The 12,106-nt window shown below is 43.9% G+C and carries 12 protein-coding genes and 2 pseudogenes; 12 read left to right on the top strand and 2 right to left on the bottom strand.

Annotation, left to right across the window (positions count from 1 at the left end):
• Nucleotides 1–32: 32 nt before the first annotated feature.
• From dnaJ to DW904_RS06215, 4 genes and pseudogenes are all read left to right on the top strand, one after another.
• Nucleotides 33–1,220: a molecular chaperone DnaJ gene (gene dnaJ / locus DW904_RS06230; RefSeq protein ID WP_118578560.1), complete on the top strand. Its 1,188-nt coding sequence runs from the start codon at nt 33–35 to the stop codon at nt 1,218–1,220.
• A 160-nt stretch (nt 1,221–1,380) separates the two neighbouring features.
• Entirely contained in the window at nt 1,381–2,061 is a 681-nt protein-coding gene (locus DW904_RS06225) for a phosphatase PAP2 family protein (protein WP_226815525.1), read from the top strand.
• A gap of 145 nt (nt 2,062–2,206) precedes the next feature.
• Nucleotides 2,207–3,159: pseudogene (gene prmA / locus DW904_RS06220) on the top strand (50S ribosomal protein L11 methyltransferase).
• A 2-nt stretch (nt 3,160–3,161) separates the two neighbouring features.
• Entirely contained in the window at nt 3,162–3,908 is a 747-nt protein-coding gene (locus DW904_RS06215; RefSeq protein ID WP_118578558.1) for a 16S rRNA (uracil(1498)-N(3))-methyltransferase, read from the top strand.
• On the opposite strand, the pseudogene DW904_RS25070 reads toward DW904_RS06215, so the two are convergent.
• A pseudogene (locus tag DW904_RS25070) lies at nt 3,905–4,075 on the bottom strand (DUF6783 domain-containing protein); the annotation flags it as partial. The gene DW904_RS06215 and the pseudogene DW904_RS25070 sit on opposite strands and share 4 nt — an antisense overlap.
• Nucleotides 4,076–4,122: 47 nt before the next feature.
• Here DW904_RS25070 and DW904_RS06205 point away from each other — a divergent pair.
• Together DW904_RS06205 and thiI are read left to right on the top strand one after the other, a co-directional pair.
• Nucleotides 4,123–5,277, top strand: coding sequence for a cysteine desulfurase family protein (locus DW904_RS06205; RefSeq protein ID WP_118578554.1), 1,155 nt, complete (start codon nt 4,123–4,125; stop codon nt 5,275–5,277).
• A gap of 82 nt (nt 5,278–5,359) precedes the next feature.
• A complete protein-coding gene (gene thiI / locus DW904_RS06200) occupies nt 5,360–6,541 on the top strand; it encodes a tRNA uracil 4-sulfurtransferase ThiI (protein WP_118578552.1) in 1,182 nt (393 codons plus the stop codon).
• A gap of 91 nt (nt 6,542–6,632) precedes the next feature.
• Here the strand turns inward: thiI and DW904_RS06195 are convergent, their stop codons facing one another.
• Nucleotides 6,633–6,869, bottom strand: a complete 237-nt coding sequence (locus DW904_RS06195) for an HPr family phosphocarrier protein (protein ID WP_021925019.1) — start codon at nt 6,867–6,869, stop codon at nt 6,633–6,635.
• A 295-nt stretch (nt 6,870–7,164) separates the two neighbouring features.
• On the opposite strand from DW904_RS06195, the gene mtaB reads away from it, so the two are divergent.
• From mtaB to DW904_RS06165, 6 genes are all read left to right on the top strand, one after another.
• Nucleotides 7,165–8,496, top strand: coding sequence for a tRNA (N(6)-L-threonylcarbamoyladenosine(37)-C(2))-methylthiotransferase MtaB (gene mtaB, locus DW904_RS06190; RefSeq protein WP_118578550.1), 1,332 nt, complete (start codon nt 7,165–7,167; stop codon nt 8,494–8,496).
• 231 nt (nt 8,497–8,727) lie between these two features.
• Nucleotides 8,728–9,000, top strand: a complete 273-nt coding sequence (locus DW904_RS06185) for an IreB family regulatory phosphoprotein (RefSeq protein ID WP_021925017.1) — start codon at nt 8,728–8,730, stop codon at nt 8,998–9,000.
• Between the two features lie 2 nt (nt 9,001–9,002).
• Entirely contained in the window at nt 9,003–9,452 is a 450-nt protein-coding gene (ruvX, locus tag DW904_RS06180) for a Holliday junction resolvase RuvX (protein WP_118578548.1), read from the top strand.
• Nucleotides 9,439–9,693 carry a DUF1292 domain-containing protein gene (locus DW904_RS06175; protein WP_118578546.1) on the top strand — a complete coding sequence of 85 codons (255 nt, stop codon included), beginning with the start codon at nt 9,439–9,441 and terminating at the stop codon, nt 9,691–9,693. The genes ruvX and DW904_RS06175 overlap by 14 nt, the downstream gene beginning before the upstream one ends.
• 198 nt (nt 9,694–9,891) lie before the next feature.
• Nucleotides 9,892–11,754 carry a ribonuclease J gene (locus DW904_RS06170; protein ID WP_243110325.1) on the top strand — a complete coding sequence of 621 codons (1,863 nt, stop codon included), beginning with the start codon at nt 9,892–9,894 and terminating at the stop codon, nt 11,752–11,754.
• An 11-nt stretch (nt 11,755–11,765) separates the two neighbouring features.
• Nucleotides 11,766–12,104: a YlbF family regulator gene (locus tag DW904_RS06165; protein WP_118578544.1), complete on the top strand. Its 339-nt coding sequence runs from the start codon at nt 11,766–11,768 to the stop codon at nt 12,102–12,104.
• Nucleotides 12,105–12,106 lie beyond the last annotated feature (2 nt).

The following is a 12,106-nucleotide window of genomic DNA, read 5'->3' as shown; positions in this document are numbered from 1 at the left end:
TAACCAAATACAAAAAGTTAGGAAAAGAAATCATGGCTGATAAAAGAGATTACTATGAAGTCTTAGGCGTTGATAAGAGCGCCGATGACGCTACATTAAAAAAAGCATATCGTCAGCTTGCCAAGAAGTATCATCCCGATGTAAATCCGGGAGATAAGGAAGCTGAAGCGAAATTCAAAGAGGCAACAGAGGCTTACAGCGTCTTAAGTGACCCGGACAAGAGAAGACAGTATGATCAGTTTGGTCATGCCGCTTTTGAAAACGGCGGCGGTGGCGGAGCAGGCGGTTTCGGCGGCTTTGATTTCTCCGGCGCAGACATGGGTGATATCTTCGGAGATATTTTCGGAGATCTGTTTGGAGGCGGCGGAAGCCGCAGACGTGCCAATAATGGACCTATGAAGGGTGCAAACCTGCGTGCACGCGTGAATATCACCTTTGAGGATGCTGTATTTGGCTGTGAGAAAGAACTTGAGATTACTCTGAAAGATGAATGTACTTCCTGTCACGGTTCTGGAGCTAAGGCTGGTACCTCACCGGTTACCTGTCCGAAATGTAATGGTGAAGGACAGATCGTTTACACCCAGCAGTCCATGTTTGGCATGGTTCGTAACGTTCAGGTGTGTCCGGATTGTCATGGTACTGGCAAAATTATCAAAGATAAATGTCCGGATTGCCGTGGTACCGGCTACATTTCCAATCGCAAAAAAATTAAGGTATCTATTCCAGCTGGTATTGACAATGGTCAGAGTATCCGTATCCGTGATAAAGGTGAACCTGGCACAAATGGAGGTCCGAGAGGCGATCTGCTGGTAGAAGTAAATGTAGCACGCCATCCGATTTTCCAGAGACAGGATATGAATATTTACTCTACTGCACCGATTACTTATGCACAGGCAGCGCTTGGCGGCGAAGTCAAACTGAATACAGTAGATGGAGAAGTTCTCTATGAAGTGAAACCAGGAACTCAGACAGATACCAGAATCCGTCTGAAGGGAAAAGGTGTTCCGTCCCTTCGAAACAAGAATGTTCGCGGTGATCACTACGTAACTCTGGTTGTTCAGGTACCAACCAACCTGAATGAGGACGCGAAAGAAGCTCTCCGCAAATTTGACGAGGCATGCGGCAATCGTCCTGCAGGCAGTGCCGGCGATAGCACAGAAAAGTCCGAAAAGAAGAAAAAAAGCTTCATGGACAAATTAAAAGAGACCTTTGAAGAGTAAAAAATCAGTTTTTCCATAAAAGAATAAAGAAAAGGGGAGATATCCTCTTTTCTTTTTTTGTTACTTATTGTATATTAAAGGGTAGCCGCAACGTTACTGTCCGTGCTGCTGGTCAGGAAATGAGCAGTAACATCGCAAGAGTCCGGAAAGGAGTTTTGCCTTGAAAACAAAGAAAAGAGATTTGTTAAACCGATATATCCCCCTGTGGTCTATTGTACCTCTTGTGACCATCATGGCAGTGAATTGTCTGATTTACTGGGGAAGCAGTGCGCTTACAGCTGGCAGGTATCACTTTGATTTTACGATGGCATTTGACAGGGAAGTTCCTTTACTGCCTGTATTTGTGTGGTTTTATATTCTGGCATTTCCATTCTGGGCGGTGGGGTATTTGCTGGCGGCAAGGCGTGGTAAGGATATGTTTTACCGGTTTGTTGCCACAGATCTGACCATACATTTTATTTGCTTTATCTGCTTTATTTTAATACCGACCACCAATATAAGACCGGAGATCCCAGGAAATACCCTTTCGGAAAAGATTCTCGCTCTGGTATATTCCCTGGATGGCGGGAACAGTCCTTCTAATTTGTTTCCCTCTATCCACTGCTATGTGAGCTGGATGTGCTGGAAAGGTGTGGAAGGCTCAGAGAAGGTGCCGAAATGGTATCAGAGATTTTCTCTGGTATTTGCAATTCTGATCATTATCTCTACCCAGGTGCTGAAGCAGCATTACATTGTGGATGCAGCAGCGGCGTTGCTTCTGGTAGAGTTTTTCTGGAGATTTTATCAGAAAGGGCAGCGACATAAGTGGGTTGTGCATGTTTTTGCACATAAAAAGAAGTAACATGGACATAAAAAACCAGTAATTGGTCAGGTGAATTGAAAAATCAGAATAAAGTAACAGATAACAACCGTTTCGCAAGATGTTAAAAAATACCATATTGTGATTATGAAGAAACAGCTTTCAATAAAAAGATTGGAGAAATAGTATGAAGTGGAATCGCTTTACCATCAAAACAAAAACAGAAGCAGAAGACGTTATCATCTCTGCCCTTGCAGACGTTGGAGTTGAGGGCGTAGAGATTCAGGACAAACAGCCCCTTACCGAGACAGATAAAGAGCAGATGTTTGTGGATATTATGCCGGAAGGTCCAGCGGATGATGGAATCGCCTATCTGAATTTTTATCTGGAAGAGGACACAGAAACTGCGCCTGTTCTCGAGAGAGTACGTGCTGTCCTTGAAGAAGTACGCGGATACATGGATATCGGCGAAGGCACCATCACAGAATCCCAGACAGAGGACAAAGACTGGATCAATAACTGGAAAGAATATTTCCATCAGTTCTATGTAGATGACATTCTTATTGTTCCATCCTGGGAAGAAGTGAAGGAAGAAGATAAAGATAAGATGATCCTTCACATTGATCCAGGTACAGCTTTTGGAACTGGTATGCACGAGACAACCCAGCTGGTAATTCGTCAGCTGAAGAAATTTGTGACAAAAGACACCCAGATGCTGGATGTTGGAACCGGAAGCGGTATTCTTGGAATTGTAGCTTGAAGCTGGGCGCTGCTCATGTTGTGGGAACTGACCTTGATCCCTGTGCAATTCCGGCAGTGGCTGACAATAAAGAAGCTAACGATATTAAGGATGAGACTTTTGACATGCTCATTGGAAATATCATTGATGATAAAGAAGTTCAGGATACTGTTGGATATGAGAAATATGACATTGTAACGGCTAATATCCTGGCAGATGTACTGGTGCCTCTCACACCGGTTATCGTAAATCAGATGAAAAAGGGTGCTTACTATATTACCTCTGGAATTCTGGATGTGAAAGAAGAAGTAGTGGTAAAGGCAGTGAAAGACGCCGGGCTTCAGCTGGTTGAGGTAACCCATCAGGGAGAATGGGTATCTGTCACAGCCAGAAAGGAATAATTATGCAGCGCTTTTTTGTGGAGCCTTATCAGGTCCTGGAGGAAGAACACAGGATCACTCTTACAGGTCCGGATCTGAACCATATGAAAAATGTTCTGCGCATGCGCATTGGTGAGGATGTGTGGATCAGCGATGGCAGTGAGAAGGAATATCACTGTACCATAGAAGAATTTCAGGAGGACAGCGCAGTTCTCCATATCCTTGATGCACAGGAATCCCAGTATGAACTCCCAAGCCGGATTTATTTGTTCCAGGGACTTCCCAAAGGGGATAAGATGGAACTGATCATTCAGAAGGCTGTGGAACTTGGCGCCTACGCTGTTGTTCCGGTTGAAACAAGGAGATGTGTGGTGAAGCTGGATGCAAAGAAAGCGCAGAAGAAGGTTAGCAGATGGCAGCAGATTTCCGAGAGTGCAGCCAAGCAGTCTAAGCGTATGCTGATCCCGGAAGTGAAAAATGTAATGAACTGGAAAGAAGCACTTGCCTTTGCAAAAGGACTGGATGTGGTTCTGATTCCTTATGAGCTTGCCCAAGGTATGAAAGAGACCCGGGAAATCCTGGCGGCAATTCAGCCTGGACAATCTGTGGGGATTTTTATTGGCCCGGAAGGCGGTTTTGAGGAGGAAGAAGTGAGAGATGCCATGGAAGCCGGAGGGAAACCGGTGACCCTGGGAAAAAGAATCCTGCGCACAGAGACAGCAGGTATGACCATGCTGTCTATTCTGATGTATACGCTTGAGTCTGTTTAAAAATATTTTAGCAATCTGCAAGACGTGCCAGAGCCTGTTTGAAAAATCATTTCAGCAATCTGCACGCCCCACTTTGCGGTATGCTTCACCTGAATTCGGCTGCCGCAGCTCGCTGCTGCGCCCTTATCCGGGTAAAGGCTTCCGCAAATTGTGATGCACATCTTGCAGAAAGCCTTTTTTTAACATGCTCTGGAAAAAAGAGGAAAAGTAAGAAATGGAAGCATATTTTGATAACTCTGCTACCACAAGATGTTATCCTGAGGTGGCAGAGATTGTAGTAAAAACAATGACAGAGGATTTTGGAAATCCTTCTGCCATGCATTTAAAAGGTGTGGAAGCGGAAAAGTATGTCCGTGAAGCTGCACAGATACTTGCCAAAATTCTCAAGGTAAATGAAAAAGAAATCATTTTCACCTCTGGCGGAACAGAGTCAAATAATCTGGCCTTGTTTGGCGGAGCGGATGCAAATAAAAGAAGCGGAAACCATATTATCACCACTTCAGTGGAGCATGCAGCTGTAGGACAGCCTGCAGAGCGCCTGGAACAGATGGGATATGAGGTGACGATAGTTCCTGTAGATCACAGGGGTGTGGTTCAGCTGGAGGCGTTAGAGAAAGCTTTGCGCCCGGATACGATTCTGGTATCTACTATGTATGTAAACAATGAGGTTGGTGCTGTGATGCCAGTGGAAGAGATTGCAAAACTGGTTCATGAGAAAAGCCCGAAGGCTCTGTATCATGTAGATGCGATCCAGGCATTTGGAAAATACCGTATTTATCCCAAAAAGGCAGGAATTGATATGCTCTCTGTGAGCAGCCATAAGATTCACGGGCCTAAAGGTGTAGGATTTTTATATATCAATGAGAAAGCCAGGATTCAGCCTCAGATCTTAGGCGGCGGCCAGCAGGCCGGTATGCGGTCCGGTACAGATAATGTACCTGGAATTGCAGGACTGGGTGTTGCTGCAAAGATGGTCTACACGGATTTTGATAAGAAAATTGAGCATATGTATCAGCTGAAGGAACGCCTTGCAGAAGGTTTTCTGAAACTTCCTGATGTTCGTCTCAACGGAATGGAGATAAGAGAAGGTGCACCTCAGATCTTAAGCGCCAGCTTTCTGGGCGTGAGAAGCGAAGTGCTGCTTCATACTCTGGAAGAAAAAGGCATTTATGTTTCAGCCGGAAGCGCCTGCTCCAGCCACAAAAGAAAAGCTGCCGGAACCTTAAGTGCAATGGGAATGGAAGCAGCCCAAAGAGAAAGTACGCTGAGATTCAGTTTTTCAGAGGAAAATACATTTGAAGAAGTGGATTATGCATTGGAAGTGATCGGGCAGGTACTGCCTATGCTTCGGAGATATTCCAGACACTGATGCAGTGAGGAAAAGAAGAATGAAATGCAGCGCCGGGGAAAGTCCGGCAGCCGCATAAAATAAAGAAACAGGAGGAAATCAAATGATATTTCACGCATTTTTAATAAAATACGCAGAAATAGCTATCAAGGGTAAAAATCGATATCTGTTTGAAGATGCCCTTGTGAAGCAGATGAATATTGCTCTTTCTAAGATAGAGGGCGATTACCGCGTTGTGAAGGAGCAGGGCCGTGTTTATGTATTCTGTCCGGAGGAATACGATTTTGAGGAGGCTGTAGCTGCATTAAAAACAGTATTCGGTATTGTTTATATCTGTCCGGTAGTGATCTACGAGGACAAAGGATTTGAGCAGATGCGCTCTGACGTTGTGGAGTACATGAAGAATGTACATCCGGATTATCACGGCACCTTCAAGGTATATACAAGACGTGCAAAGAAGTCCTATCCGGTAAATTCCATGGAAGTAAGTGCAAGAATCGGTGAAAGCATTCTGGATGCTTTTCCGGAGGCAAAGGTGGATGTACATCAGCCTGAACTTACCGTTTCTGTTGAGATCCGTGAGAAAATTTATGTATATTCCAAGAGCATCAAGGGACCTGGCGGAATGCCGGTTGGAACCAATGGAAAGGCAATGCTGCTTCTTTCCGGCGGAATTGACAGCCCAGTGGCCGGATATATGATCGCAAAGCGAGGAGTTAAGATTGAAGCCGTTTATTTCCATGCTCCGCCGTATACCAGCGAGCGTGCGAAACAGAAGGTTGTGGACCTGGCGAAGCTGGTGGCAAAATACAGTGGACCGATCAGGCTTCATGTAGTAAATTTCACAGACATTCAGCTGTACATTTACGATCAGTGTCCACATGATGAGCTTACTATCATTATGCGTCGTTATATGATGAGAATTGCAGAGCATTTTGCAAAGAAGGATAACTGTCTTGGACTTATTACCGGTGAAAGCATTGGACAGGTTGCAAGCCAGACCCTGCAGAGTCTTGCAGCAACGAATGAAGTGTGTACATTACCGGTATATCGTCCGGTGATTGGGTTTGATAAACAGGAAATTGTAGAGCGTTCCTGGGAGATTGGAACTTATGACACTTCTGTTCTTCCATATGAAGATTGCTGTACTATTTTTGTCGCAAAGCATCCGGTTACAAAGCCGAATCTGAATGTGATCCGCAAGTCAGAGGAGAAACTGGCTGAGAAAATTGATGAACTGATGGAAGCGGCACTTAGCACTGCAGAAGTGATTGAAATCCAGTAAAAAAGTGGAAAAGTACTCAGAGACTGCATGAAGTCATCGAAAAAACAAAAAGAGGAACTGTGAACAGTTCCTCTGACAATCGAATATTTAATTATTCAACTGTATATTTGTCGATGATTTCCATAACGCTGTCAAGAGCAGCTCCGTCAGCATGGATATTGAGGTCGATCGGTTTGGATAAATCCAGGCTGAAGATACCCATGATAGATTTAGCGTCAATCACATATCTTCCGGATACCAGGTCGAAGTCGCAGTCAAATTTGCTGATCTCGTTTACAAATGCTTTCACTTTATCAATAGAGTTAAGTGAGATTTTTGCTGTTTTCATTGTGATATAACCTCCCTTGGATTGTTAGTAGTTTGCTTTACAGTACTCATATTACCTGTAGGCAGGATAAAAGTCAAGGTGAAAAAAGAGAAAAAATGGCAGCAGAATTAGTGAAAATGTATAAAAAATTTACAACATTACTGTGTACTGGTAATATTCCGCGGGATGCTTTTCGTGAATGAAATTTACAGAAGATCCGGGAAGTGCGGCACGAAATCACGTATTTGCATGAATTCTGTGCACCGCGGAGAAATTATCCTGCATGGTGTGGACAGTACTAGTTTTGGAGGAAAAAATGAAAAAAAAGGTTGCATTACACAATCTTGGATGTAAAGTAAACTCTTATGAGCTGGAAGCTATGCAGCAGCTTCTGGAACAGGCAGGGTATGAAATCGTACCTTTTGAACCAGGTGCTGATGTTTACGTAATAAATACCTGTACGGTAACAAATATTGCAGACCGTAAGTCCCGTCAGATGCTTCACAAGGCGAAAAAGATGAACCCGGATGCGGTGGTAGTAGCAACAGGATGTTATGTACAGACTGACGAGGGAAAACTGGAAACGGACGAAGCAGTAGATCTGGTACTTGGAAATAACCAGAAAAAAAATATTGTGGAAGTTCTGGCTGAATTTGAAAAAGAACACCAGCGTCAGGCTCATATTATTAAGATTAACCAGACAAAGGAATATGAAGAACTGGAAATCAGCCGTACAGCTGAGCATGTACGTGCTTATATTAAGGTGCAGGATGGCTGCAACCAGTTTTGCACTTATTGTATCATTCCCTACGCAAGAGGCCGCGTGCGAAGCAGGGAAAAAGAGAATATTTTAAACGAAGTGCACAAGCTGGCCAAAGCTGGCTACAAAGAAGTGGTGCTTACAGGAATTCATCTCAGTTCCTATGGAGTGGATTTTCCTGAGGACAAAAAAGAAACTTTGCTTTCTCTTATTCAGGCAGTAAATGAAGTGGAAGGAATTCAGAGAATCCGCCTTGGCTCCCTGGAACCGGGAATCGTCACAGAAGAATTTGCAAAAGAACTGTCTTCTATGTCAAAAGTCTGCCCTCATTTTCATCTTTCCCTGCAGAGCGGATGCGATACGACTTTGGAGAGAATGAACAGACGATACAGAAGCGCGGAGTATAAAGCAAGATGTGAACTTCTTCGCAATTATTTCGGAAATCCGGCGCTGACAACAGATGTGATTGTAGGCTTTCCAATGGAAACAGAAGAGGATTTCCAGGCCTCTTATGATTTTGTGAAAGATATTCATTTTTATGAAACCCACATTTTTAAATATTCCCGTCGCCATGGAACTAAGGCTGCGGCTATGCCCGGGCAGCTGACAGAGGCAGAAAAAGCTGTGAGAAGTGACAAAATGCTGGAGCTGCACCAGAAGCGTGCTGCAGAATATGAGATTTCTCTTCTTGGAAAGACTCTGGAGGTACTTCTGGAGGAGGAAGTGGAGATTGATGGAAAAGCGTATTATCTGGGACATTCCAGAGAATATGTGAAAGTGGCGGTGCTGAAAACGGAGGAATACGGTGTAAATGATATTCTGGCGGTGAAAGTGGAAAAAACTTTGCAGCCACATATTCTGCAGGGAGAAGAAATACAGGTTCTGTAGGGCGTGGCCAGTAACATAATTATTACTGTTCACTGGTAACGTTCCGCGAGATGTTTTTTGTGAACAAAGTTCACAGAAAACCCGCGAATCTCAGCGCGAAGCGGGTTACTGGGCAGGTCGTGACCAGTAACCACACAATTGCGGAAATGACAGGCAATGCAAAATTAGGATTGTAATTTACACGTAATTATATTAAAATAAAAAAGAAATAATCGTAAGGACGTGAGAAAAATGGCAGAAAATAATCTGGGAAGTACACAATATTTCAGAACAAAACCAGATCAGGAGCTTGAAGTAAAAGAAATCCTGGACCTGGTTTACAACGCAATGGAAGAAAAAGGCTATAATCCTGTGAATCAGATCGTAGGTTATATTATGTCCGGTGATCCGACTTATATCACCAGCCATAAGGGTGCCAGAAGCATGATCATGAAGGTTGAGCGTGACGAACTTGTTGAGGAATTGCTGACCGAGTATATTAAGAACAGATCCTGGGAATACTGATTATGAGATTAATGGGATTAGACTACGGTTCCAAGACGGTGGGCGTTGCCGTCAGTGATCCACTGGGACTTACCGCACAAGGTGTGGAGACTGTCTGGCGCAAGCAGGAGAATAAGCTTCGCCAGACGATGGCACGGATTGAAGAACTGATTTCGGAGTATCAGGTAGAGCGTATTGTACTTGGATATCCGAAGAACATGAATAATACTGTAGGCGAGCGGGCGGTGAAATCTCTTGAGTTTAAAGAAAAGCTGGAGAAGAGGACTGGCCTGCCTGTTGTGATGTGGGATGAACGACTGACTACGGCAGAAGCGGAGCGTACTTTGATGGAGACCGGTGTCAGACGTGAGAACAGGAAGCAGTTTCTCGATCAGATGGCTGCGGTTTTGATCTTACAGGGATACTTAGACCGAATGAATATGAATAAGGACGAAAATAATGGAGAAAATTAAATTTCAATCTGAGGATGGGATTATAGAATTTTTTGTGGAAGAACAGACTACAGTTGCAGGAATCACTTATCTTCTGGTTTCCGATTCACAGGACGATGAGGCAAATGCCTATATTATGAAAGATGTTTCAGAAGAGGGAAGCGAAGAAGCCAGCTATGAGATGGTAGAAGATGATGAAGAACTGGTGGCAATTTCCAAAGTATTTGAACAGATGTTGGACGACGTAGATCTTGAAATGTAATAATTTGCTGGGCAGATCGTGAACAGTGATGCGAAATCATGCTTTGCATGTTATTTTGTGCATCGTGAAGCGTGTAACTGTGAAGTTACTGAACAGTTACCAGCCGAAACAAAATAAAGTCGCTTTATCCTGGTAGCGTGAGTTTGGAGGATAAAGTGCGCAAAATGGAGGATAGATTGATTGAAGACGGAAAATGAAATGAACAACAACGGGCAAAGGACTCCGGCAGCCGGAAACGGAACAAGAAAACCAAATTTCAGACATAAAAATTACAGATATAAGGCACAGCCGAAAAAGGAAGGAAAAGATGGTCAGAAACAAGGACAGGATAAGCAGACTAAGGGGAATTATAAACCTCAGTTCCGCGGTCAGGGCAAGCCTGCCTTAAAGAGACCACGTAAAACTAACAATGGCTCCAAGCTGAAGATCATTCCACTTGGTGGTCTGGAGCAGATTGGAATGAATATTACAGCTTTTGAGTATGAAGACAGTATAGTGGTAGTAGACTGCGGACTTGCTTTTCCAGAAGATGATATGCCGGGAATCGATCTTGTAATTCCGGATATTACCTACCTGAAAGAGAATATTTCCAAGGTGAAAGGATTTGTGATCACCCATGGTCATGAGGATCATATTGGTGCGCTTCCATATGTACTGAAGGAAGTAAATGCACCGATCTACTCCACCAAACTGACTCTTGCGCTGATCAGCAACAAGCTGAAAGAGCATAATCTGACTAAGACTACCAAGTTAAAAGAAGTAAAACACGGTCAGGTGATCAATCTTGGTGATTTTGCTATTGAATTTATTAAGACGAACCATAGTATCCAGGATGCATCTGCACTGGCTATTTATTCTCCTGTGGGAATCGTGGTACACACAGGTGACTTCAAGGTGGACTATACCCCTGTATTTGGAGATGCCATTGATCTGCAGAGATTTGCGGAAATCGGACGAAAAGGCGTTCTTGCCCTTATGTGTGATTCTACAAATGCGGAACGTCCGGGCTTTACCATGTCTGAGCGCACAGTTGGTCATGTTTTTGACAATCTTTTTAATGAATATAAGACTGCAAGAATCATTATCGCAACGTTTGCTTCCAATGTAGACCGTGTACAGCAGATCATCAATACCGCATACCGCTTTGGACGTAAAGTGGCAGTAGAAGGCCGCAGTATGGTAAATGTTATTACCACTGCCGCAGAACTTGGCTATCTGCGTGTTCCTGACCAGACTCTGATCGAGATCGACCAGGTAAAGAACTATCCGGATGAGCAGCTTGTTCTGATCACTACAGGAAGTCAGGGCGAGTCCATGGCTGCTCTTTCCCGTATGGCTGCTAATATCCACAAGAAGATTACCATTAAACCTAATGATGCAATTATTTTCAGCTCTCATCCGATTCCAGGTAATGAGAAGGCTGTATCCAAGGTTATCAACGAGCTTTCCATGAAAGGTGCAAAGGTTATTTTCCAGGATGCACATGTATCCGGACATGCCTGCCAGGAGGAGATTAAGCTGATCTACTCCCTTGTGAAGCCGAAATATGCAATTCCGGTACATGGTGAATATCGTCATCTGACTGCCCAGAAGCTTGTTGCAGAGGAACTTGGATATTCCAAGGACAATATTTTTATTCTGAAATCCGGAAATGTTCTGGAGATTGATGAGAATAGTGCGGCTGTTACTGGTTCCGTACACACAGGTGCAATTCTTGTAGACGGTCTTGGAGTCGGAGATGTTGGTAATATTGTACTTCGCGACAGACAGCATCTTTCCGAAGATGGTATTATGATTGTTGTCATGACATTAGAGAGATACAGCAATGTGGTACTGGCAGGACCGGATATTGTTTCCAGAGGTTTTGTGTATGTAAGAGAGTCAGAAGACCTTATGGATCATGCAAGAGAAGTGGTGGAGCTGGCTCTTGACGGATGTCTGGATAAAGGTATCACAGACTGGAGTAAGATTAAGGCAGCAGTGAAGGATGCACTCAGCGACTACGTATGGAAACGTACCAAGAGAAGTCCGATGATCCTTCCAATCATTATGGAGGCATAAGCAGAGGCGCGATGAACGAGATAAAAGACTGTATAGATGCACTTCTTGCAGCTGTACAGAACAGTGAAGAATATCAGGAATTTGAGAAATACAGAGATCTTCTGAAGGAGAACCCGGAGCTTATGGACCGTGTGAATGCATTCAGAGGAAACAATTTCAGACTACAGAATGAAGCAAACAGAGATGAGCTGTTCCGGGGAACGGAGCAGCTCAACAGAGAATCCAGGGAGCTGCGCAGAGATCCCCTTGTAAACGCATTTCTTGATGCGGAGCTTGCTCTTTGTAAACTTATGCAGAAGATATGCAGGACACTTACAGAGGGAATTAATCTGGACATTCCTGAGTTATAAGG

The sequence above is a fragment of the Ruminococcus sp. AM42-11 genome (assembly GCF_003480145.1).
Classification (GTDB): domain Bacteria; phylum Bacillota; class Clostridia; order Lachnospirales; family Lachnospiraceae; genus Blautia_A; species Blautia_A faecis.
Note: the sequence above shows the minus strand (reverse complement) of the source record. Positions and strands in the feature narration are given on the sequence as shown.